The organism is Tenacibaculum haliotis (assembly GCF_025215075.1).
GTDB lineage: Bacteria > Bacteroidota > Bacteroidia > Flavobacteriales > Flavobacteriaceae > Polaribacter > Polaribacter haliotis_B.
The window spans coordinates 297,523-322,246 of record NZ_JAOBTH010000029.1; the positions used below are offsets into that span (position 1 = coordinate 297,523).

At 30.7% G+C, this 24,724-nt stretch carries 22 protein-coding genes and 1 tRNA gene; 9 read left to right on the top strand and 14 right to left on the bottom strand.

All coding sequences use genetic code 11. The features are described 5' to 3' along the window. Positions 1-138 precede the first annotated feature (138 nt). A complete protein-coding gene (locus tag N2251_RS13050) occupies positions 139-1,023 on the top strand; it encodes a thioredoxin domain-containing protein (RefSeq protein WP_260587173.1) in 885 nt (294 codons plus the stop codon). 51 nt (positions 1,024-1,074) lie between these two features. After that, positions 1,075-1,458 (top strand): DUF1573 domain-containing protein, encoded by a 384-nt coding sequence (locus N2251_RS13055; RefSeq protein WP_260587174.1) that lies wholly within the window; start codon positions 1,075-1,077, stop codon positions 1,456-1,458. Between the two features lie 123 nt (positions 1,459-1,581). Here N2251_RS13055 and N2251_RS13060 read toward each other — a convergent pair whose 3' ends face one another. The 8 genes from N2251_RS13060 to N2251_RS13095 form a co-directional block, all read right to left on the bottom strand. Further along, the gene (locus tag N2251_RS13060) at positions 1,582-2,514 is read right to left on the bottom strand and encodes a M28 family peptidase (protein WP_260587175.1); all 933 of its coding nucleotides are present in this window, start codon (positions 2,512-2,514) and stop codon (positions 1,582-1,584) included. Between the two features lie 85 nt (positions 2,515-2,599). Then, complete coding sequence (locus N2251_RS13065; protein WP_260587176.1) at positions 2,600-3,346, bottom strand: succinate dehydrogenase/fumarate reductase iron-sulfur subunit; 747 nt, start codon at positions 3,344-3,346, stop codon at positions 2,600-2,602. Positions 3,347-3,355: 9 nt separating this feature from the next. Then, positions 3,356-5,368 (bottom strand): fumarate reductase/succinate dehydrogenase flavoprotein subunit, encoded by a 2,013-nt coding sequence (locus tag N2251_RS13070; RefSeq protein ID WP_260587177.1) that lies wholly within the window; start codon positions 5,366-5,368, stop codon positions 3,356-3,358. Between the two features lie 12 nt (positions 5,369-5,380). Continuing rightward, on the bottom strand, positions 5,381-6,073 hold the full coding sequence (locus N2251_RS13075) for a succinate dehydrogenase cytochrome b subunit (RefSeq protein WP_260587362.1): 693 nt from the start codon (positions 6,071-6,073) through the stop codon (positions 5,381-5,383). Positions 6,074-6,207: 134 nt separating this feature from the next. Further along, positions 6,208-8,544 (bottom strand): TonB-dependent receptor, encoded by a 2,337-nt coding sequence (locus tag N2251_RS13080; RefSeq protein WP_260587178.1) that lies wholly within the window; start codon positions 8,542-8,544, stop codon positions 6,208-6,210. Between the two features lie 140 nt (positions 8,545-8,684). Then, positions 8,685-9,782 carry a helix-turn-helix domain-containing protein gene (locus tag N2251_RS13085; protein WP_260587179.1) on the bottom strand — a complete coding sequence of 366 codons (1,098 nt, stop codon included), beginning with the start codon at positions 9,780-9,782 and terminating at the stop codon, positions 8,685-8,687. A 71-nt stretch (positions 9,783-9,853) separates the two neighbouring features. Beyond that, on the bottom strand, positions 9,854-10,534 hold the full coding sequence (locus N2251_RS13090; protein ID WP_260587180.1) for an alpha/beta fold hydrolase: 681 nt from the start codon (positions 10,532-10,534) through the stop codon (positions 9,854-9,856). After that, positions 10,535-11,155, bottom strand: coding sequence for a DUF6973 domain-containing protein (locus N2251_RS13095; protein WP_260587181.1), 621 nt, complete (start codon positions 11,153-11,155; stop codon positions 10,535-10,537). An 88-nt stretch (positions 11,156-11,243) separates the two neighbouring features. Here N2251_RS13095 and N2251_RS13100 point away from each other — a divergent pair, with 88 nt between their 5' ends. The 3 genes from N2251_RS13100 (at position 11,244) to N2251_RS13110 (ending at position 13,571) form a co-directional block, all read left to right on the top strand. Continuing rightward, positions 11,244-12,089, top strand: a complete 846-nt coding sequence (locus N2251_RS13100) for a helix-turn-helix domain-containing protein (protein WP_260587182.1) — start codon at positions 11,244-11,246, stop codon at positions 12,087-12,089. A 475-nt stretch (positions 12,090-12,564) separates the two neighbouring features. Then, entirely contained in the window at positions 12,565-13,122 is a 558-nt protein-coding gene (locus N2251_RS13105; RefSeq protein ID WP_260587183.1) for a carboxymuconolactone decarboxylase family protein, read from the top strand. 86 nt (positions 13,123-13,208) lie between these two features. Next, a complete protein-coding gene (locus N2251_RS13110; RefSeq protein ID WP_260587184.1) occupies positions 13,209-13,571 on the top strand; it encodes a cupredoxin domain-containing protein in 363 nt (120 codons plus the stop codon). Between the two features lie 1,030 nt (positions 13,572-14,601). On the opposite strand, the gene N2251_RS13115 is transcribed toward N2251_RS13110, so the two are convergent. The 5 genes from N2251_RS13115 to N2251_RS13135 all read right to left on the bottom strand — a co-directional run bounded on the left by N2251_RS13115 (position 14,602) and on the right by N2251_RS13135 (position 19,301). Continuing rightward, positions 14,602-15,894, bottom strand: coding sequence for an aminopeptidase P family protein (locus tag N2251_RS13115; RefSeq protein WP_260587185.1), 1,293 nt, complete (start codon positions 15,892-15,894; stop codon positions 14,602-14,604). Positions 15,895-15,968: 74 nt separating this feature from the next. Continuing rightward, entirely contained in the window at positions 15,969-16,469 is a 501-nt protein-coding gene (locus N2251_RS13120) for a Crp/Fnr family transcriptional regulator (RefSeq protein ID WP_260587186.1), read from the bottom strand. Between the two features lie 76 nt (positions 16,470-16,545). Next, positions 16,546-17,856: a DEAD/DEAH box helicase gene (locus tag N2251_RS13125; RefSeq protein WP_260587187.1), complete on the bottom strand. Its 1,311-nt coding sequence runs from the start codon at positions 17,854-17,856 to the stop codon at positions 16,546-16,548. Between the two features lie 130 nt (positions 17,857-17,986). Continuing rightward, positions 17,987-18,238 carry a hypothetical protein gene (locus tag N2251_RS13130; RefSeq protein WP_260587188.1) on the bottom strand — a complete coding sequence of 84 codons (252 nt, stop codon included), beginning with the start codon at positions 18,236-18,238 and terminating at the stop codon, positions 17,987-17,989. Positions 18,239-18,410: 172 nt separating this feature from the next. Continuing rightward, entirely contained in the window at positions 18,411-19,301 is an 891-nt protein-coding gene (locus N2251_RS13135) for a RimK family alpha-L-glutamate ligase (RefSeq protein WP_260587189.1), read from the bottom strand. Positions 19,302-19,445: 144 nt separating this feature from the next. Here N2251_RS13135 and N2251_RS13140 point away from each other — a divergent pair, with 144 nt between their 5' ends. The 3 genes from N2251_RS13140 to N2251_RS13150 all read left to right on the top strand — a co-directional run bounded on the left by N2251_RS13140 (position 19,446) and on the right by N2251_RS13150 (position 22,848). Beyond that, the gene (locus N2251_RS13140) at positions 19,446-22,262 is read left to right on the top strand and encodes a VPS10 domain-containing protein (RefSeq protein ID WP_260587190.1); all 2,817 of its coding nucleotides are present in this window, start codon (positions 19,446-19,448) and stop codon (positions 22,260-22,262) included. A 95-nt stretch (positions 22,263-22,357) separates the two neighbouring features. Beyond that, on the top strand, positions 22,358-22,720 hold the full coding sequence (gene folB, locus N2251_RS13145) for a dihydroneopterin aldolase (protein WP_260587191.1): 363 nt from the start codon (positions 22,358-22,360) through the stop codon (positions 22,718-22,720). Between the two features lie 57 nt (positions 22,721-22,777). Next, positions 22,778-22,848 (top strand) — tRNA-Cys (locus N2251_RS13150). Positions 22,849-22,901: 53 nt separating this feature from the next. Here the strand turns inward: N2251_RS13150 and N2251_RS13155 are convergent. Next, the gene (locus N2251_RS13155) at positions 22,902-23,537 is read right to left on the bottom strand and encodes a TetR/AcrR family transcriptional regulator (protein ID WP_260587192.1); all 636 of its coding nucleotides are present in this window, start codon (positions 23,535-23,537) and stop codon (positions 22,902-22,904) included. A gap of 8 nt (positions 23,538-23,545) precedes the next feature. Here N2251_RS13155 and N2251_RS13160 point away from each other — a divergent pair, with 8 nt between their 5' ends. Further along, positions 23,546-24,703 (top strand): DNA alkylation repair protein, encoded by a 1,158-nt coding sequence (locus tag N2251_RS13160; protein ID WP_260587193.1) that lies wholly within the window; start codon positions 23,546-23,548, stop codon positions 24,701-24,703. Positions 24,704-24,724: the final 21 nt, after the last annotated feature.

The following is a 24,724-nucleotide window of genomic DNA, read 5'->3' on the forward strand; positions in this document are numbered from 1 at the left end:
GGTACCAAAGGTTATTTACAAAGTACATACTGCCGCTTTTTAATGCGCTATTGCAGTTGATACCCTTTTTTTAGATGTATATACTTCTGATTTTTTTTAGATGTAAGAAATAAAGACTTTTGAGTAAAACTTAAAGAAATGAAAAAATCAACTATAATACTATTCTTGTTAATTATTAATGTTGCTTTCGGACAACAGATTAATAACACAACAAAAGACAGTAAAGGCACATTGATGTTATTAGGTAAAACTGATAAAAATGCTTTTAATATTGATGATTTTTCTTGGTTTCAAGAAAATTACAATCAATATTTAACGAACGATAAAGTAGTTCGTCAATTAAAAAAATCTCTTCAAAATTATACAATTAAAGCTTTTTACGGAAGCTGGTGTGGCGATAGTAAAAGAGAAATTCCGAAATTTTATAAAGTAATAGATGAAGTTGGTTTTAATACTAATAAGTTGTCGATGATTGCTGTTGATAAAAAACCCGAAGCTTATAAAGCATCACCAAACGGAGAAGAAAAAGGATTAAATATTCACCGTGTTCCTACTTTTATTTTTTATAAAAATGATAAAGAAATTGGTAGAATTGTTGAATCCCCAAAACAAGATTTCGAACGTGATATACTTACTATTATTAACGGTAAAAATTACACCCCTAATTATATTGTTGTTGAGCGATTACATGCTTTAATGAAAGTAAAAACCATAAAGGAGCTACAAAAAAATGAAAATAATTTAGTTATTTCATTTTCTGAATTTACTAAAGGAAGTAGAGAATTAAATACATATGGCTATAAATTACTTAGATCTAAAAATACAGAAAAAGCATTGTTTGTTTTTCAACTAAACACTAAAATGTATCCATACAAATACAGTGTTTTCGATAGTTTGGGAGAAGCTTATTTTACTATTAAAAATTATGAGCAATCATTAAAGAATTATAATAAGGTTTTACAATTAAAACCAAATGACGTCAATGCGCTATCAATGATTGAAAAGATTAAAAAAGTAATCTAATTTCATGCATGAAATTTAGAAATAAGAATATAACACTAAAATCCAAAATAGATGAAATCAATTTTAACATTAATCGCTGTTTGTTTAGTAACAATGGCTGCCAACGCACAAGAATTTAAATTTGTAAACACGACCATAGATTATGGAAAAATAACACAAGGATCAGAAAAGAAACGAGTTTTTGAGTTTACTAATATTGGCAACGCTCCTTTAATTATAAAACAAGTTGCATCCACTTGTGGTTGTGCCGTGCCAAAGAAACCAGAAAAGCCAATTATGCCGGGTAAAAATGGGAGTATAGAGGTTACTTATGATACTAATAGAATAGGCGGGTTTTCTAAAATGTTTACCATCATATCAAATGCAAAAATAAAACGAACGCGAATAAAAATTAAAGGGTTTGTTGCAGAAAAAAATGCAATTGCTTCTAAATAAAAAAATCCCGAGTTTTCACTCGATATTTTTTTATCTTGTTTTGATGAACTTATAGTATGATCTTAAAATAAATCTAATAATTTTAATTTACCTTTTACTAAGTGAAATAATAGATTACTAAAATTACAACTGCTTAGCATCTAATTTAGTGAAAACGGTTATTAAAGTTTGTACTGCATCTAATGTAAATTGTTGATCTATGTTTTCATAAACATCGGTAGATTTATGATAATCTTGGTGATCTGGTACACCAAAATATATAAATGGAATGTCTTTTTTATGAAACGCTGCATGATCGCTAGAGTTTGTCCAATTTTCTGAATTATCTAAACCTTCATGTCCTATGAGTAGTTTAACTTCTCCTATATTATCAAATGAAGAGATTGTTTCTTTTAATACTGGAGAATAACGAGTTCCTACTGCGAATAATTCTTTACTATCACTTCTGGAAATCATATCAAAATTTAAATTTAAAACTATTTTATCTAAATCAATTACAGGATTATCGGCATAGTAGTAAGCACCCTTTAAACCCAGCTCTTCTGCATCAAAAGAAGCTAAAATAACATTATGTTTTGGAGGATTATTTTTAAAATACTCAGCAAATGCAAATAAGGTGGCAACTCCCGAAGCATTATCATCAGCACCATTAAAAATTTCACCATTCACGGTACCTAAATGATCGTAATGTGCAGATAATATAATGTATTTATCAGTATGCTCAGTACCATTTATAAGGCCTAAAATATTAACAGCTTCATAACTTGTTCCTCCATCGAAAGTAAAAGTTTGCTCGAAATCTTCAAGAAGCGGTAACACATTTAAGTTTTCGAAGCGTTCTTTTATATAATCTTGGGTTTTTTTTGCTCCTTGAGTAGCTGTTTTCCTACCTTCAAATTCATCTGAAGACAAAACTTTAATATCATTTAATATTAAATCGGTTGTAAATTCATGTTTTATAGTAGGTGTAGAAAGGGTTTCTCCTTGACTTTCTGACTTACAAGAAACTACAAATACAACTAAAATACCTATAATTAAAAATTGGGCTTTTTTCATAATTGTTGAAATAAATTCAATGCTAAATTAAACAAAAAAATCCCGAGTGAAAACTCGGGATTTTTAATTTTATATAAAAAAGGGTTTATCCTTTTAAACTAGCTTTTATAAACTCGGTATTCATACGAGCAATGTTTTCTAATGAAATTCCTTTCGGGCATTCAACTTCACAAGCTCCTGTATTTGTACAGTTACCAAAACCTTCAGCATCCATTTGAGCTACCATGTTTAAAACACGATCTGTAGCTTCAACTTGTCCTTGTGGTAATAATGCATATTGACTTACTTTAGCTCCAACAAATAACATTGCCGATGAGTTTTTACAAGTTGCAACACAAGCACCACAACCAATACAAGTTGCTGCATCCATTGCGTCGTCGGCATCTTTTTTAGGAATTGGAATTGAATTTGCATCTTGGGTATTTCCTGAAGTATTTACAGAAATATATCCACCAGATTGCTGAATACGTTCAAAAGAACTTCTATCAACAACTAAATCTTTAATTACAGGAAATGCAGCTGCTCTAAATGGCTCGATCGTAATCGTATCACCATCTTTAAACATACGCATGTGTAATTGACAGGTAGTTACACCTCTATCAGGACCATGTGCTTCACCGTTGATGTACATTGAGCACATACCGCAAATACCTTCACGACAATCATGATCAAAAGCAACAGGCTCATCACCTTTGTTGATTATTTGCTCGTTAAGTACATCCATCATTTCTAAGAAAGACATATGCTCAGAAATATCGGTTACTTGGTAATCGACCATCTTTCCCTTATCACTTGCGTTTTTCTGACGCCAAACTTTAAGTGTTAAATTCATAATATCTTCTTATTTGTATGAACGTTGTTTTAGTTCAATATCGTTAAACTCTAATTCTTCTTTGTGTAAAACTGCCTCTGCAGGTTCTCCTTTATATTCCCATGCAGCAACGTAAGCATAATCACTATCGTTACGTTTTGCCTCTCCTTTTTGTAAGCCGTCTAATTCAACAGACTCTTCTCTAAAATGACCACCACAAGATTCGTTTCTATTTAAAGCATCTTTTGCAAACAATTCTCCTAATTCTAAGAAATCAGCCACACGACCAGCTTTCTCTAATTCAGGATTCATTTCGTTAGCATCTCCAGGAACTGTTACGTTTTTCCAGAAATCTTCACGTAAAGCTTTAATTTCTGCCATTGCTTCTTTTAAACCTTGTTCGTTACGAGCCATTCCACATTTTTCCCACATAATTTTTCCTAATTTTTTGTGGTAATAATCTACTGAATGTTCTCCTTTATTGTTGATGAAGAAATCTACACGTTCTTTAACTTCTTTTTCAGCTTGTTCAAACTCTTTTGAATCTGTTGATATTTTTCCGGTACGGATGTCATCAGATAAATAATCTCCAATAGTATAAGGTAACACGAAATAACCATCAGCCAAACCTTGCATTAAAGCAGAAGCTCCTAAACGGTTAGCACCGTGATCAGAGAAGTTTGCTTCACCAATACAATACAATCCGTCAACAGTTGTCATTAAGTTATAATCAACCCAAACACCACCCATTGTATAGTGGGTCGCAGGGTAAATCATCATTGGAGTTTCATATGGATTTTCATCTACAATCTTCTCGTACATCTGGAATAAGTTTCCATATTTAGCTTCAACAATCGCTTGTCCTAATTCGTATACTTTTGCATCCGAAGGATTTGTAATATGCTGTAATTTAGCTTGTTCTTTTCCGTAACGGTCAATTGCCGATTTAAAATCTAAATAAACAGCTTCACCAGTAGCATTTACACCGTAACCAGCATCACAACGCTCTTTTGCTGCTCTAGAGGCAACATCACGAGGTACTAAGTTACCAAATGCAGGGTATCTTCTTTCTAAATAATAATCTCTTTCATCTTCGGTTAATTGAGTTGGTTTTTTACGACCTTCTCTAATAGCCAATACATCTTCCATGTTTTTAGGAACCCAAATACGACCATCATTACGTAATGATTCAGACATTAACGTTAACTTTGATTGATAATCACCTGAACGAGGAATACAAGTTGGGTGAATTTGTGTATAACAAGGGTTTGCGAAAAATGCTCCTTTTTTATGAATCTTCCAAGCTGCAGTTGCGTTTGATCCCATTGCGTTGGTTGATAAGAAATATACATTTCCGTATCCACCAGTAGCAATAACAACAGCATGTGCAGAATGGCGTTCAATTTCACCAGTAACTAAGTTACGAGCAATGATTCCACGAGCTTTTCCATCAACTAAAACAACATCTAACATTTCGTGACGATTGAACATTTCAATCTTACCACGAGCAATTTGACGGTTCATTGCAGAATAAGCACCTAATAATAATTGTTGACCCGTTTGTCCTTTTGCATAAAAAGTACGAGAAACTAATACTCCACCAAATGAACGGTTGTCTAACAAACCACCATAATCACGAGCAAAAGGAACTCCTTGCGCTACACATTGATCAATAATATTTGCCGAAACTTCTGCCAAACGGTGTACGTTTGCTTCACGAGAACGGTAATCTCCTCCTTTTACAGTATCATAAAATAAACGGTAAAAAGAATCTCCATCACCTTGGTAATTTTTTGCTGCATTAATTCCTCCTTGTGCTGCAATTGAATGCGCTCTACGAGGAGAATCTTGATATGCAAATGCTTTTACGTTGTAGCCTAATTCAGCTAAAGTTGCTGAAGCAGAACCACCTGCTAAACCTGTACCAACTACAATAACATCAATGTTACGTTTGTTAGCCGGATTTACTAAATCGATATGATTTTTATAATCTGTCCATTTATCTTTTAATGGACCTTTTGGTATTTTTGAATCTAAAGCCATACTTGTTTCGTATTAATGATTGAAATGATGAAATAAAGCAATGATGATAAATCCTACAGGAATACCAATTGCATACACTTTACAAAATGTTTTCAATCCTTTAGTGTATTTGTTATTTGCTCCAACCGATTGGAAAGCTGAAGTAAAACCGTGTAATAAATGCATCGATAAAAATACAAATGCTAAGATATAAGCTCCTACTCTAATAGGGTTTACAAATTTGTGTTGTAATTCTTCAAAGTATCTAAGTCCGCTATCAGCAACATTAGGGTCGATAAGACCAGACATATCTCCTTGAATAAATTTGGTGTTTAATTCTGGAAACCAGAAATCAATAAAGTGTAATACTACAAATGCTAAGATTGCGATACCAGACCAAATCATATTTCTACTCATCCAAGTAGAATTTGCTGCACCGTTATTTTTCGCATAACTAATTTTACGAGCACTGTTATTTTTTAATTCTAAGATGAATCCCATTACAAAGTGAAACACTACACCAATAATCAAGACTGGTTGCATAACATATTGAATTAACGGGTTGGTTCCCATAAAATGAGATAACTTGTTAAATGTTGCTCCGTTGTCAGGAAAAATTGAGGTGATGTTTATTGCAAAATGTTGTAATAAAAAGAACATCAAGAAGAACGCCGAAAGTGCCATGGCAAATTTTCTTCCAATAGAAGATTTTAATAATCCCATTATTTTGTTTGTTATATTAAATATATAACACAAATTTAAGGGGTACGTACTACTTGCACAAATTTTGCGAATTGTTTTATTAAATATTTAGAATGGGTTTAAATAGTTTTATTCTTTTTTAGTTTTTATTAATTAATTTAAAATGATATTTTGTAACTTATATTAGGAATTAATAAAGCTTCTCTGTGTTCTTCTACTTTATTACTTTTAAGATTATAACGATGTCCTTGGTATTCTTTAAAGTTTGTTGCATTAAGAATTTTTAGTGATAGTCTTTGTGTTGTTTTCTTTTTGTACCATTCATAATTAACAGTAAAATGTGATATGAATCCAGCTTTAGTTTGTTCAGTAAATGGTGTTGTTTCATTGTAAATGGCATCTTTTTTATCTAAAGAAGCGGCATTATCAATAATAGAATGTCTATCACCACCTTGATAACTTAATTTAAAATTTACACCAAGTAAATTTTGTTTATGCTTTCCGATTCTAAACTCTTTACCAACCAAAGCATTAAATAAGTAGTTTTTATTGTAACGAGTGTTATACCATTTTTCAGAATCCGTTTTGTATTTAGAATTAAAAACAGCACCAGATATTAAATAGTAAAAACCATTGTTAATATATTGTTCTAGCGTTAAATCTAGCCCGTAATTCTTCCCTTTTCCTGAATTAATATAAGTATCATTAATAAACCAATCGCTTTGTAAGTTTAAAAGTGAGGTTGTACTATTTTCAATAATAGGAATGTTATAGAGATGTTGATAATATGCTTCGATTTTTAAATGTAACTTTTCTGTAATGTTCCAATCATATGCCAATACAAAATGATGTGCTTTTGAAAAATCTAAGTCTTTGTTAGCTTGTAAAGAGGTTGAGTTTATTGTATTTGCAAAATAGATATTCAAGGCTTCAATTCTACTGTGTAGTCCGTAACCAAAACTTAATTTATTATTTTCGTTTAATTGATAACTTAAACCAAGGCGAGGTTCAATTGTAAAATTATTATTTAACGTAAATAATTGCGTATTTATACCAGCGTTTATTTTCCATTTTTTTAAGGAAAAAGAAGAGTTTGTATAGGCAGAGGCTAAAGAGGTAAAACCATTTTCTGAAACTATGGATTTTAGATTATTGGTGCTATCATCAGTTTCTTTTAAATCTATATTATAACCTAAACCTCTTATGGTAACACCTGTTTTGTTTGTGTGTTTTGAACTAAATTTTTTATTAAGGAAAGATTTAAAAGTAATATTATAATTACTATTATCTATTTTGTTTTTTGGTTGTAATATTGATGCATTGTCAAGTCTATCGGTTTTTAAGTTTAGACCATTTGTTGATACTGCTAAAGTCGTATTTAAATAAGCCAAATTTTTAAATACAATTTTATGATTTATTCCAAACGCACCCATATATTGTTTTGCTTTTTGTTTTTCAATATCTGTATAATAGTTACGTTCATTTACTTTAGTTTTTGGTGAACTTCCCGATTTATCTAGCAAGCCAATTCCCCAAACAGAAAATTTACCAGATTTTTTGGTGTGAAAGTTTAATTTAAAAGATAAGTCTTGGTAGTTTGTTCCTTTAGCATCTTCTGGAAGTAGCGATGACATTAACGCTAGTGTAGAATATCTGTAATTTACTAAGTAAGAAGAGTTATTACTTTTTGTTAAGGGGCCTTCTGATGCAAAATCGAGCCCAATAGCACCAACCTCTATACTGTGTTCATGTTTTGAATTATTCCCTTTTCGCATTCTAATATCAAAAACACCAGATAACGCATTATTGTATTCTGCAGGAAAAGCACCTGTGTAAAAATCAGAATTTGCTAATAAATTACTGCTTAAAGCTGTTAGTCCACCACCACCAAAAACACCTAAATTTGCAAAATGATTAGGGTTTGGTATTTCTATTCCTTCAATTTTCCATTGTAAAAATTTTGGAGCATTACCTCTTATTACAATAGCGTTATTACCAACGCTACTAGAAACACCCGGAAAAGAAGAGGCTAAGCGAGCAGGGTCGTCAAACCCTCCTGCGTATCTATTTGCTTCTTCAACACTTAGCATTCGAGCACTAACTGTTGCCATTTTATTAATTGGTTTTTCTTTAACAACTTTTGGTTTTAAAACTACCTCATCTAGGGAGTAGGCGTTTTCGGTAAGTCCAATTGATAATATAACCTCTTTAGATGATGTAACAACAACCTCTGGTTTTATAATTGCTTCATAGCCTATGTGAGATATTTCTAAATCATATCGACCAATGGGAACGTTTTTAATAGTAAAGGCTCCATTAAAATCAGAAACAACTCCTATGGCTGGATCTGTATTAAGAAGTACTATTGATACACCTGGAATTGGTTGTTGAGAGGAAGTGTCTACTATTTTTCCTTTAATATTTTGTGTTAAACTTTGGGCATTTAAAATAAGTGATAAAAACAAAAAGAAGGGCACTGAAATATACTTATGCATTCTGAGTCGTAATTTATGTGAGTTACAAAATTAGTACGACTGCTAGTTTTTTATGTTCTGAGTTATCTAATCGAACCAATTTTCAACCCGATCGTAATCAGTTGTTTTTTAAGTTGTTGATGTGTTTTTTTGGTGCGTGTTTATAAAGAAGAACTACTTTTTTTGAATTCAGAAGGTGTTTGAGCGCTAATTTTTTTAAAGGTAGTATTGAATGAAGTCTTAGAGTTGAAACCAGATTCATAAGCAATGACAAGAATAGATATATGGTTGTAGTCTTTGTTTAAAAGTAGTTCTTTTACTCTTTGAACTCTGTATCTATTAACGAACCAAAAGAAATTTTCATTGAACCCTACGTTAATTACATATGAAAGTTGATGAGGAGTAATTTTTATCAATTTAGCTAAGCTTACCAGCGTTAATTCTGTATCGAGATAAGGTTTTTTATTTTCCATAACATCAATAAGTTTAGATTTGGTAAGTACTAAATTTTCATCTGAAATAATTTTCCTTTTTTTTGGTGTGGGTTGTTGTTCGGTTTTAATAATAAGATTCCTTTCTTTTTCATTTAAAAGAAAAATTTCTTTTTGCTTAAGTGTATTAGAGGCAACAAAAAATATAATTAGTATCGATACAATATTGGCCATTACATTTAAATATTCTCCATTAAAAGCTAAATTGTAAATCCCGATAAAAATACTAAGTAAAAATATAGCAATAATAATATACTCTATCCATTTAAGATCTACTTCGTTTGTATTAGATGAGAATAAGCGAATACTCTTTTTGTGATGTTGAATCTTTATGTAAGAATATATAGTGAAATATAGTGCCTGAATAATAATGAGTATACTTAATAAAGAAGGTATTAAGGTATTGTGTTTGTTGTAATTTTGAAAAATTAAACCAATAAGGAATGTGAAAGGTAAGATAGTGTATATGAGTTCCTTTTTTTTGAATTTAAAATCTGGATTTGAATAATATTCGATGCTAAAATAAAAGACCAAAGGTGTTAGAAACTGAAAGAATCGAAGCGGTATTAAGGGTATATTATTAAGTGGATTAAAACTTGTTAGAATAAATATTTCCTCAAGCCAAAAAGTAGACCATAAAAAAAGAAATACGCCGAACCATAAATTTGCTTTTTTATTAACTTTTAATGGATTTATGATTAATAGAAATGAAAGCAAAATTAGAGCACCGTATATAATAATTAGTATGAATGAATTTATTCCGCTCATTAATATCTTTTGTTAGCTATGTTCTATGGTTTATGTAAGCAATAACGAAGTTATTAGAAAAAAATTGAAAATCAAATTAAACTTAGCAAGGTGGCAAGCTCTTTTGGTTTTTCTAGAGGAATCATATGTCCACAATTTTTAATAAAAAGATACTTTCCTTTGTGTATTTTATTAGCGAATTCTTTTAAAATTGTAGCAGAAGCAAATAGATCGTTTTCAGCAGCAATAAATATTATAGGTGTATGTAGTTCAGAAACTTGTTTAGCTATGTTTAGTCTAGAAGATGTGGTTTTTAATTGACGAATTAAAACGGATTTACCTAAATCAGTATCCATTTTTTTTATAACTGATATAATTGTTTCGTTTTTGTGATTACGAGGGTGTAAAAATTGTTGAATTCTTTGTTTTGATATCCCTTTATAGGTGTGTTTTTCTAAAAAATCAATGGTGCTTTTTCGTAATTGAATTTCCTTTTCATTTAATCCGTTTACATCTGCGGCAATAATTACTAGTCTTTTTATCTTTTCAGGATAATGAACTGCAAAGTTTAATGCAGAAAACCCACCTAAAGAAAACCCTACAATTATAGCAGGGGCATTAATTTTGGAAAGAATTATTTTATTTATTTCATCAAAAGATGTTGCAGAAGTAATATCAATATGAACAGGTGTTACGTTTTTTAAATTAGGAAAAACGAATTGCCATAAATCTACTGTACACATGGTACCAGAAATAAAATATACTTTTTGCATTTATTGTTTATAATTAGAATTTACCAAGCATTTATTATTTTCCCATTTTCCTTTTAAAAATTCCTTAGATATCGGTTTATTATCACAGGTTAAAAAATTACCTATAGTATCTTTTTTAAGAACTCTTAATTCCCCAGCGTGAATGGCATTTATAACACGATAAATTAATCCTTTTTTAGAAGTTTTTATCCCTTTTTTAGTAAGATATAACCCGATGTTATTATTAAATAAATCCATCGTTGACGCTATTTTATCAGGTACAATTCCATCTTCTAGTTTATGTTTTTTATACGTTTTATAGTTTTCTTTTTCATGTGCTTTACCTAAAGAACGAGCTGCATTCTTACCTATTTTTTGCTGTAAAAGCGCCATCCAAAAAGCATGACGAAAGGCATCTACTTGTCCGCCAGAAGCGTCGCCATCTAATAAAGGTGATTTTTTAATTGAATCGGCTATTCTATAAGCTTCCTTAGAAACCATCAGTGCTTTATTTGCCTTAAAAGGATGGAATAAAACCCATATTTTTTTTGGAGGCGAAAGTTTTTTGAATTGCTTCCAATTAGATTGTGAGACTAAAATGGTACTAAAAAACAGTAAACCGATAAATAAATAATCCCGCATTAAAATAGTTTATATTTTAATTCAAATATAGTTTAGTTTCTGTTAGCTAATTGTATTTTTTCGACCAAGAATAAAACTATGTAAAACAATGGCCATTCAAGATATAAGGACTTATAAATATCAAGATATTTTTTCATTGCAAACTGTAGCATTTGAAAAAGCTTGTGTGGTAAATAAACCACAACAAATAAGTGTGTATAAAATTTTTTGGATTAAAGAAGGAACAGGAACGTATAATATTGATTTCGAATCGTATTCTTTTGATGGTGGAGTTTTGTTTTTTTTATCACCAGGGCAAGTTTTTTCGGTAGATTCTGAAAAGATTAGTGAAGCCTATCAATTAAGTTTTATTCAAGATTTTTATTGTATTCAAACGCACGATTCAGAAATTGCCTGTAATGGGGTATTATTTAATAATGTGTATGAAACCCCATTTGTAAAACCAAATGAGAAGGATATTTTAAAATTAAGTTTGATAATTGACAATTTGATAGATGAATTCGAGAATACAGAAACTGCCCAATATGATATGTTACAAGCCTATTTAAAGCAGTTTATTATACATTCCGTTCGCATACGAAAAGAATATCATGTTGTAAAAGAAGATATAGAAACTAAGTTATTTAAAGATTTTAGTTTGTTAGTAGAGCAGAATTTTAAAAAATTACATAGTGTAACTGATTACGCAAATCGTTTAGGAATTTCTCCAAAGTCATTAACAAAGCACTTTCAAAAAACAAAAACTGATACTCCGAGTGACTTTATTAAAAATAGAATTATAATTGAAGCAAAACGTCAATTACTCTACTCTACAGAAGCCATTAAAAATATTGCTTTCGATTTAGGTTTTAATGACCCGGCTTATTTTTCACGTTTTTTTACCAAAGCGACAGGGCAATCTCCAAAACAATTTCAGCAAGATCAAAAAACATAAACACCTTTAAATATAAAACAAAAAAACTCGTAACACACAAGGGCTACGAGTAAGAATTTTTTCATTAAGGGGATGTTATTATTTATGGGGTGCAATATATAGGGGGTGCATTACATGTAATAACATTACAAATATATGGGCATTTTATAATTCCCACATTAACATGTGTTTATAATTATTAAAAAGCTCACAACACAACTGAGTTCCAATTAGCCTAGTGTTTACATGTGTTTTCCTTGATGTCCAAGTTATAAGAACCTTTGTCCATTTTTAAAACCTTCTTCTCATCGCATCTTTGTACCATAATTATTAGCCAATGGTTTTTACGGTTAATTTAAAAGATAAAATTATGAAAACAACAGAAAATAATCAATGCCCAAATTGTTGGGGATATCAAGAATACAATGAGCAATTTCCTGAAAGAGAAATGTGTAATTGTGAAGAAACAAAATAATAATTTTAAAAACATACAAAGATGAGTACGAGAATTAAAACATTAAATCCAGAAACAACAACAGGTAAATCCAAAGAATTATTTGATGCCGTTCAAAACAAATTAGGATTTATTCCTAACCTAATTAAAGTATTTGGTAATTCACCAGCAACATTACAAACCTATTTAAGTTTAGGGGAATTAACTGCAAGTGGAAACTTCTCAAATAAATTTAGAGAGCAGTTGGCATTGGCAATTGCTGAAGAAAACGAATGTAACTATTGTTTATCTGCACATACTGCAATTGGTAAAATGAATGGTTTAACCGATGCTGAAACGGAACAAAACAGACAAGGTTTAGCTACTGATGAAAAAGTACAAGCGGGTTTAAATTTTGCACAAAGTGTTACTAAGAATAGAGGTGTTGTAAGTTCTGATGAAATAGCAGCAGCAAAAATAGCTGGATATAATGATAGTGATATTTTAGAAATCGTATTAAACGTAGTTTCTAATACATTAACAAACTATGTAAACCATATCGCAAATACAGAAGTTGATTTTCCAAGTGTAGAAGCTGGTAAGTTTACAGTAAAAGCTTAATAAAAATTTGAAAAGTTTATTTATGACAAATTAGTTATAGTAAATCTCATTCCTTAAATAAATATATAATTATAAAACCCAATCAAATGAAACGTATTATCGCAATTTTAGTATTAGCATTAAGTGTTAGTTTTCAAGCAAACGCTCAACAAGCAAAAAAAATATCTTTAGAACAAGTAAAGGGTGAGTTCACTAAAAAATCATTAACATTAAGTGAAGGAACTTATATTTTTGAAATCTCTAATAATAATGTAGGTCACGATGTTGGCTTTGTATTAGCACCTAAAGGAAAAGTAGAAGCAGAAAATCACATTAAAGATGCCTATGTTACTTCTTTGGTAAAAAACAATGCAAAATCTACTTCAAAAAAAGTAACCTTAAAAAAAGGTGAATATGTATATTTTTGCCCTTTAAATCCAACACCTCAATATACTTTAACAGTTAAATAATTTTCTATTTAACTGTTAGTTCATAAAAAATCTCACAATTATAAACTGCCCTCAAAAAGTTAGACACTATTTGGGGGTGTTTTTATGAGGAGAAAACTGCCTTTCTTTAGGATAGGAGAAACTTAAGTTGAGGAATTTTATTTTCTATTATTTTTTTCATTATTTACCTGACAAAGTTAAAACAACTTGTTTTTCTAACGTGGATAACATTTCTATCATCCCAAAAAGCATGAGGAAAGACAGCTATTTGTGCACTAAAATCGTCGCTATTTAATAAAGGTTATTTTAATTGAATCGGCTACTCTATAGACTTCTTTAGAAATCATTAGTTTAAAAGGGTGGAATAAAACCCATTTTTTGATACGAAAGTTTTTTAAATTATTTCTAATTAGATTGTGAGACTGTAATAGCACTAAAAAAAGTAAAACAATACATAAATAACTGCTACGCAAAACTCATTTAATTTTAAGTCAAAAATATTCTTGTATTTGGTTAAAACTAAGGTCAAAGAATTATTATTTAAAAAACAGGCATAAAAAAAACCCGTAACACACAAGTTAAGGGTTGTTTTTTAAGGGGATGTTATTATTTTAGGGGGGTTATAACATATAGGGGTATGTTATACATAACAACACTACAAATATAGTGTGATATTACAACTAAAACGTTTACATAGGTTAATAAATCGTTTTTTAATTGTATGTATTTAAAAAAATATTTTTATCATAAAATCAATCACTTTAAGATATCCATGATTCATCTAAACACGACACGTTATTTTTGATGAGATAAAATAGAAGAATCATGTTCTTTAAAAAACAAGCATAAAAAAAACCCATAACACACAAGTTAAGGGTTGTTTTTTAAGGGGATGTTATTATTTTAGGGGGTTATAACATATAGGGGTATGCTATACATAACAACACTACAAATATAGTACGGTATTATAACTAAAACGTTTACATAGGTTAATAAATCTTTTTTTAATAAAGAAAAATCCCTTAGTAATTCACTAAAGGATTTTAAACTATTACTTATTCATTATATCTTCAATTTCATCTGCATCAATAGGTATATTACGCATTAAGTTAAAAGGATCTCCTTTTTCTTGAATAACTACATCATCTTCTAAACGAATACCAAAACCTTCGTTAGGTATGTAAATACCAGGTTCAACAGTAAAAACCATATTAGCTTCCATCGGTTGGTGTAATAATCCGTAATCATGCGTATCTAAGCCCATATGGTGCGAAGTACCGTGCATAAAGTATTTTTTATACGCTGGCCAATTTTTATCTTCATTTTGTACATCAGCTTTATCTAATAAGCCTAAACCTAACAATTCTGAAGTCATTAATTTACCCACTTCAACATGATAATCAGCCCAAATAGTTCCTGGCACTAATAATTTTGTTGCATCGTTCTTTACACGATTTACAGCCTTATATACTGCTTTTTGTCTGTCAGAAAAACGACCAGAAACAGGAATAGTTCTTGACATATCAGAAGAATAATTTGCATATTCTGCACCAACATCCATCAAAATTAAATCACCTGCTTTACACTGTTGATTGTTTTCTATATAATGCAATACATTGGCATTGTTACCAGAAGCAATAATTGGTGTGTACGCGAATTTTTTAGAGCGATTTCTAATAAACTCATGAATAAATTCAGCTTCAATTTCATATTCCCAAACACCTGGCTTTACAAAATCTAACACGCGTCTAAAACCTTTTTCGGTAATATCACAGGCTTTTTGTAGCAAGTCTAGTTCTATTGGGTCTTTTAATGAGCGTAAACGTTGTAAAATAGGATTACTTTTAGCTACCGAATGTGCTGGATATTTTGCTAGTAACCATTTTGTAAAACGAGCTTCTCTTGTTTCTGTTTCTACAGTAGCACGATAATGTTCATTCGTATTTATATAAACAGTTTCAGCAAGTGCCATCATTTCTGCGACTACTTTTTCTAAATCTTGCAACCAAAAAACAGTTTTAATACCTGTTGTTGCTAATGCTTTTTCTTTCGTTAATTTTTCACCTTCCCAAACTGCAATATGCTCATTTGTTTCGCGTAAAAATAACACTTCGCGTAAGTTTTCTTTCGGACAATTAGGAAACAGTATTAAGATACTTTCTTCCTGATCTACACCACTTAAAAAAAAGATATCGCGATGTTGTTCAAACGGAAGCATACTATCAGCACTTACCGGATATACATCATTAGAATTAAAAACAGCTAAACTATTTGGCTTCATTTGCGCCATAAAGTTTTTACGGTTTTTTATAAATAAGTCACGATTTATTGTATTGTATTTCATAATAAGTTTAATTAAAGTGATAAACGTGCTTCAAAAATAAGAAAAGATACTATGCAAATATTAGCCATTTGGCGCTATTTTATATTCTTTCGAATTCTACTCATGTGCCTGGTAGAAATTCCTAAAAAAGAAGCTAAGTAATGTAGCGGAACTTCTTGTAATAGCTTAGGTTCGTTTGTTAGTAGTTTATTGTAGCGTTCTTCTGGACTAAGTGTAAGTAAATCGATGCGATAATCATCAATTAAAAAAATCTGATTTTCAATTAAATTATAATAGAATTGATGAAAAGCAGCGTTGTTCTCTAACAAATATTTAAAATCATCTACCAAAAGTATTTGTAAATTACAATCGCTTAAAGCTTTAATGTTTTTGCGTGATGGTATTTTTTGCAGGTAACTTTTTAAGGCAGAAGTACACGAGTTTTTTAAAGCTAAATAGGTGGTTTTTTCTTCTTCGGATATTTCGATAGCGTGTTGTAAAATTCCACTTTCTATGAAACAAAAGTATTTGCAAACATTCCCTTTTTTAACTAAAAAACTATTTTTAGTTAATGTTAGTGGTTTAAAAAAACTCAAAATCTCAGAAACTTGACTTTCAAGCTTCTGAGATTTTAATATACTTTCTATGTAAGAAGAAAAATTCATTTAAATTTTATCTTCTTCTATTTTTCTTTGGAGCTCCGTCACTTCTTCTTGAAGGATCGCTAGGACGAATTCTTTTAGGCTTCCTAGCTCCTTCAGTAGCACCTCTATGAGTAGCGCCTACCCCTTTTTTCTTTCCGTTTCCAGATTTTTTCTTTTGAGTAGCAGCTCTTTTTGGTCCCGCAGTATCGGTAGGTTCATAACCTTCAATAACTTCGGTCTTTAATTTTTGCTTTAGTATTTTCTCTATTTCTTTTTGATATTCAGTTTCTTCACTACAAACTAAAGAAATAGCCTCTCCTTTAGCTCCTGCTCTACCAGTTCTACCAATTCTATGTACATAATCTTCAGGTACATTTGGCAATTCAAAATTTATAACGTGTGGTAATAACGGAATGTCAATACCACGAGCAGCAATATCAGTAGCTACTAAAACACGAATAGAGTTACTTTTAAAGTTTGCCAATGCTTTTGTACGTGCACCTTGACTTTTATTTCCATGAATTGCAGCAGCAGAAACCCCTGCTTTTACTAACTTTTCGGTTAATTTATTAGCTCCGTGTTTGGTTCTTGTAAAAATTAAAACCTGACTCCATTTACCCTCTTTTATTAAATTAATAACAACTTCAGTCTTTTTACCTTTATCTACCGCGTAAGCTTTTTGAGAAACTTTATCGGCAGTTGAGTTTTGCGGAGCAGCTTCAACAGAAACGGGATTTCTTAAAATACCTTCTGCTAACCTTTTAATTTCTTTAGAAAAAGTTGCAGAAAACAGTAAGTTTTGACGCTTTGTAGGCATAAAACTGATGATTTTGTTAATATCTCTAACAAAACCCATATCTAGCATTCTATCTGCTTCATCTAAAATAAGTACTTCTATTCTTTTAAATGATACTGCTTTTTGATCGTGTAAATCTAATAATCTACCAGGTGTTGCTACTAAAATATCAACGCCTTGACGCAATGTTTTTATTTGACTTGCCGCTTTTACACCTCCAAAAACTACGGTAGATCTTATATCTAAATATGTACTATATTCTCTTACATTATCGTAAACCTGCGCTGCTAATTCTCTAGTTGGTGTTAAAACTAAAGCTCTTACAGGTCTGTATTTTGGGTGTTTTGTTTCTGATAAATATTGTAAAACAGGTAATGTAAAACCAGCGGTTTTTCCAGTTCCTGTTTGTGCTGAAGCCAATACATCTTTTCCATCTAAAATATGTGGTATTGCTTTTGCTTGTATTGGTGATGGGGTATCGTATCCTTTTTCTTTGATGGCTTTTAATAACGCATCAGATAATCCTAAAGATTTAAATGTCATATATATTATTTTAGAAACACTATTAAAAAGAGTGTTTCTATGAAGATGCAAAGGTACTGCTATTTATTAGGAAGTATCTAAATTAAAAAGACGCCTATTAAGACGTCTTAATTTGTTTAATAATTCAAAATTATTTTTTCATTGCACCTTTAATAAGTCCAGCAATAACTAGCAATACTACACCACCAACACCACTCGCAGCAATGTTTCCAATAATGCCCGAAATATCAATACCTAACATGCCTAATAATTGAGCTCCAAGACCTCCTCCTAAAATTCCTACAACAGAATTCCATAAAGTACCTAATGAGAATTTTTTTAATAAAATACCCGCAAGATTACCTCCAATAGCACCACTTAATAAGCTAATAATTAATCCCATGTTTTTTAGTTTTTAATAGTTAATAGAAACTAAAGAAAGTGAAAAGATATCAATAAAGCAAATATAATCAATAAGTTAAAGTGTCTTTAAGAGATAAACACCCAGTCATTAATAACAGTTTACAGTACTAAATTTATTCGATAGCTAGGTATAATACCTAGCTTAATAAGTTTCATGAGTTCTTTAATGAAAAAACATTTTCTAAATATTTAATAATTGCTTTGGCAATATTATCTTTCGTATACGCTTCGATTCCCTGCAAACCGGGTGTCGAATTAACTTCAATTAGTAAAGAACCTCTTTTTGAACGTATTAAATCAACTCCTGCAATCGGTAAGCTTAAATATTCTGCAGCTTTTATAGCTATTGATCTTTCTTCTTCAGATAAAGTTACTTTAAAACCACTTCCGCCTTGATGAATATTAGATCGAAAATCATCATCTAATCCTTTTCGCTTCATAGACGAAACTACTTTATTGCCAACCACAAATGCACGAATATCCTCGCTATTACTTTCTTGTATAAATTCTTGTAGCAAAATGTTTGCATTGGTACTATACATTGTGTCAATAATCGATTTTGCTGATTTTTTACTTTCGGCTAAAATAACACCAGCCCCATGTGTACCTTCTTGTAATTTTATAATTATTGGTGCTCCACCTAATAAATCTATTTGTTCACCTATGTTTTCTGGATTTACAGAAAATAAAGTATCAGGAATCGGAATATTTTTTCGGTTCATAATTTGTAATGTGCGAACCTTATTCTGAGACTGTAAAATACCTAAAGATGTAGCTGTACTATAAACCCCGTTTAATTCAAACTCCTTAACAACTGCTGCCCCATGACGTGTAGAAGAAGCGCCAATTCTAGGAATTATTACATCAGGAATATCAATAATATTTTCACCTTCGTAAATTATTTCGGGCTTTCCATCAGATAATTTAATAGAACATTTTAAGTGATTTATAATTTTAACGGTATGTCCACGGCGATTAGCTTCTTTAAATATTCTTTGGGTTGAATATATTTGATCACTAACAGAAAGAATAAAAATAGTCATAGCATTTGTGTTCTTAATATTACAAATCTAACCTTTTTTTTGAATGAAAAAAGAGGGTTTTAAAAAGCTAAAAACCAATATTTTGTTAATTTTTTTGATTTCGGATTTACTTGCAGTAATTTCATCACTTCTAAACAAACAATAATGAAAACTATACTTACCGTTTTTGTGGCCCTTTTTACATTGGCTACAGTAGCACAAGAGCCTACCAAGGCTCAACAAACACAGCAAGCATTAATCCAAAAAGAAGCTTTAACAGAAACATCTATTGTTAAAAACATTGCTTTTAAAAATATTGGCCCTACCGTTATGAGTGGTCGTGTTGTTGATATTGATGTAAACCCTAAAAATACTACTGAATTTTATGTGGGTTACGCCTCTGGCGGATTGTGGTACACGAACAATAACGGAACAACATTTACACCAGTTTTAGATAGTTCGCCAACACAAAATATCGGTGATATTGCTGTTGATTGGAAAAACGGAACACTTTGGGTAGGAACCGGAGAAAATAATTCTTCTCGCTCTAGTTATGCTGGAATCGGAATTTTAAAATCGACAGATAAAGGTAAAACTTGGACAAACGTTGGTTTGACAGATTCTCATCATATTGGTAGAATATTAATCAATCCAAATAATTCAGATGAAGTTATTATTGGTGTAATAGGACATTTATATTCTTCAAATGATGAACGTGGAATTTTTAAAACTACGGATGGCGGAAAAACATGGAATAAAACCTTATTTATTAATGAAAACACTGGAATTATAGATGTACAACCGGCACCGAATAATTTTAATGTTTTATATGCCGCTGCTTGGGAACGCGAACGTAAAGCTTGGAATTTTGATGGCGACGGAAAAAATTCTGCCATTTATAAATCTACAGATGCAGGTAATTCTTGGGCAAAAATTTCTGATAATAATGGTTTTCCGAAAGGAGACAACGTTGGGAGAATTGGTTTAGCGGTTTTTAATGAAAATACCGTATATGCTTTTCACGATAGTCAATTCCGAAGAAAAAAAGATACCAAGAAAAAGAAAACATCAAATGCTTTAACAAAAGACGATTTTAAAACCATGACAGTGGATGCGTTTTTGAATTTAAAGGATAAAAAATTGAATTCGTATTTGAAAATGAATGGTTTTCAAGAAAAATATCGTGCCGAAAATGTAAAGCAAATGGTACGTGCAGGATCAGTAAAACCAATTGATTTAGCAAAATATTTAGAAAATGCGAATACCTTGTTATTTGACACACCAGTAATTGGGGCTGAGGTTTTTAAAACAACTAACGGCGGAAAATCATGGAAAAAAACACACGAAGGTTATTTAGATGATTTATATTATTCTTACGGATATTATTTTGGTGAAGTTCGTGTAGATCCGCAAGATGAAAACGGAATTTATGTATTGGGTGTGCCAATTTTAAAATCGAAAGATGGTGGAAAAACATTTACATCTATCAGTAAAGAAAACGTACATGCCGATCATCAAGCATTGTGGGTAAACCCTAATAAACAAGGGCATTTAGTAGAAGGAAATGATGGTGGATTAAATATTTCATACGATGATGGTGAAAGCTGGATAAAAGCAAATCAACCTGCTGTTGGGCAATTTTATACCGTATATGCTGATAATCAGAAAAACTATAAAGTTTACGGAGGTTTGCAAGACAACGGAGTTTGGGTTGCAAATAACAACGCAAAAATGGATAAGCGCTGGAAACAAACAGGTAAAAATCCATACGAAAGTTTAATGGGTGGCGATGGAATGCAAGTTGCAGTTGATGATCGTAATCCGAATATTGTATATACAGGATATCAGTTTGGAAATTATTACCGTATTGATAGAGCATCAGGAAGTCAGAAATATATTCAGCCAAAACATACGTTGGGCGAGGCACCTTATCGATTTAACTGGCAAACTCCAATTCAGTTATCAAAACACAATCAAGATATTTTATATTTAGGAGGAAATAAATTACATCGATCATTAGATAAAGGTGATACTTGGGAAACAATTTCAGGTGATTTAACGCAAGGCGGAAAAAAAGGAAATGTTGCTTACGGAACATTAACATCAATTTCTGAAAGTCCGTTTCAATTCGGATTGTTATATGTGGGTTCTGATGACGGATTTGTGCATGTTAGTAAAAACGCTGGCGGAAGTTGGGAAAAAATATCAAACACATTGCCACAAAATTTATGGGTAAGTCGTGTAATTGCATCAAAGCATAAAAAAGAACGTGTGTATGTAACGTTAAATGGATATCGATTTGATGATTTTACAAGCTATGTATATATGTCTGATGATTTTGGAAAAACATGGAAAAACATTGGAAAAAACATTCCAACATCACCAGTAAACGTGGTAAAAGAAGATCCGAAGAAAGAAAACATTTTGTATTTAGGTACTGATAACGGATTATATGTGTCGTTTAATAACGGAGCAAAATGGCATCCTTTTAACAACGGATTACCAAATGTTGCGGTGCATGATTTAGTAATACAATCAACAGCAAAACATTTAATTGTAGGAACACACGGGCGTAGTTTGTACAAAGCTGATGTAACTTCTTTACAAGATTTTGAGAGTAAAGAAGCGATATTTGCTATTAAAAACATCAGAAAAAGAGGTTCTTGGGGAAGCTCTTGGAGCAAGTGGTTACAACCAAACACTCCAGAAGTAACGATTCCGTTTTATAGTAATTCATCAGGAAAAACTGTGGTGAAAATTTATGCGAAAGATATTTTAGTAAATTCGATGGAAGTAACTATTGATAAAGGATTTAATGAAGTGGTGTACGATGTTTCTTTTTCTAAAAAAGGAAGAAAATCATACACTAAAAAACATGAAAACGCAGTAATTAAAAAAGCTAAAAACGAGGTTTATTATTTACCAAAAGGAACTTATAAAGTTGTAATTAATAATAGCGAACAAACTTTTAAAATAAAGTAAAAAGAGTATTTTTGTTATTGATAATACTTGGTTTTTATTCGTCAATCTGAACTTGTTTCAGATTGATGAATAAATAATCATTAATAAATTTTAAAGTGGGAATTATACGCGTAAACAACATCCGATTATTTACAAATCACGGATGTTTAGAAGAAGAAGCTAAAATTGGCTCGGAATATAGAGTTGATATAGAAGTGAAAGCAGATTTACAAAAATCAGCAAAAACTGACGAACTTACTGATACTGTTGATTATGTGCACTTAAATCATATTGTAAAAGAAGAAATGGCAATTCGATCTAAATTATTAGAGCATGTTGCACAAAGAATTATTGATAGAATTTTTAACGAGATACAATTGGTTGAGGAAGCGGAAGTTAGCGTTGCTAAAATCAATCCGCCAATTGGTGGTAATGTTGCCGAAGTCGTAATTGTATTAAAAGATGTGCGTAAAAGTTAAAAAAAGCTTGCGTTAAAAAATAAAAACTGTAAATTTGCAGTCTTAAATCAATAAAAAGGTGTCTTGGCCGAGTGGCTAGGCAATGGTTTGCAAAACCATGTACAGCGGTTCGAATCCGCTAGACACCTCAAAAAAACCTCAACTTCTTTATTGAAATTGAGGTTTTTATTTTTTATAAAAACTATTTATCCAAAAAAGTTGGTACAAGTAATTGAAACTCTTTTTTACCTTTATTGGTTAAGTACGGATATAATAAAGCCATTAAACTATTTGTTTGTTTATTAATATACTTGTTTGTAAATGCTTCTTTTTTATATATAGATGAAGCATATAACCAAGTATTGCCGAAATTAATCATTCTTTCAACTAAAAATTCACGTTCTTTTTTAAACTCAAAAGGTTTTAAAATTTGTATATCAATAAAATGATTAAATACAAAATCAAGTCCGTTTTTTCTTTGGATGTAAACGGTATTGAAATGTATTTTTATCTTTTCATTTAATGAAAGTAAATTATACAAATCGCTCCAAAAAAAAGTATAATCAACCATTCTTTCCATACTCAACTTAATATCAATTTGCATTTTATTTAAAGTGGGTATTTGTTGCTCTAAATTGGCAATACGTTCATCAAAAGTGGCAACCATTTCAAAATAAAGCGCTTCTAAAATGTCTTCACGTTTTTTAAAATGATAATTTAAATTACCTGAACTCATATTTAGTTTTAAAGCAATCATTCTAATAGTAACATTGCTATATCCTAATTCATTAAATAAAATTCTAGAGGTGTTTAGTATTTTTTCTTTGGTTTTACTCATTTTAAAGTGTGGTATACATCAATGTATTTGGTAGTTTTGCTTCAAAATTACAAAAATTAATGGCGGAATTATTTAAGAACATTTATAATCAATATTTTTTTAATCAATTTACTAAGGTTATTGAACAAGTAATTCCTGATTTTGATACACAATCATTTCTTCAACATATTTTTGATATTGATTGGGATAACAAAGAATTAAAACAACGAATGCGACATATTTCTGTTGTTTTAAAAAATCATTTATTCGAAGATTACGAGAAAAATGTAAATTTTATTTTAAAAATAATTGATCAATTAGAAAAAAATAATATCAGCGAAAAAAGTATTGAATATATGTTTTTTCCTGATTTTATTGAAGTTTACGGATTGGATAATTATACCATTTCAGTAAAATCTTTTGAGAGAATAACGCAATTTACAAGTTGTGAGTTTGCTGTTAGACCTTTCATAATTAATTATTCATCTACTATGATTCCACAGTTATTTGAATGGTCTAACCATAAGCATGCAATGGTTAGAAGGCTTGCTACTGAAGGTTGTAGACCAAGGCTACCTTGGGCAATGGCGATTCCTGTTTTAAAAGAAAATCCATCAGAAATTCTTCCAATTCTTGAAAACTTAAAAAACGATGTTTCAGAATCTGTACGCAGAAGTGTGGCGAATAATTTAAACGATATATCAAAAGACAATACAGTAATTGTAATTGATATTGTTAAAAACTGGCAAGGAAAAACGGTTGAGGTTGACAAACTTTTAAAACATGCTAGTAGAACTTTGTTAAAAGAAGGCAATCAAGAGATAATGACCTTATTTGGTTTTGGTACTATTGATAAAATAAAGATCAAAAATTTTAAAATTCAAACTCCAAATGTAAAAATTGGAGAGGCTTTAATGTTTTCATTTCACCTTTTAAATACCGATATTATTGCTGCTAAAATTCGTTTAGAATATGGTTTGTATTATCAAAAAGCAAACGGAACCTTAGCTAAAAAAGTATTTAAAATTAGTGAAAAAGTATATGCCGAAAACTCAGCTACATCAATAATTAGAAAACAATCTTTTAAAATAATTACTACACGTAAATTTCATATTGGTAAGCATCAAGTTTCCATTATTGTAAACGGAATTGAATTTGAAAAATTGAATTTTGATTTGGTATTATAAATATAGAGCCAATGTTATTAA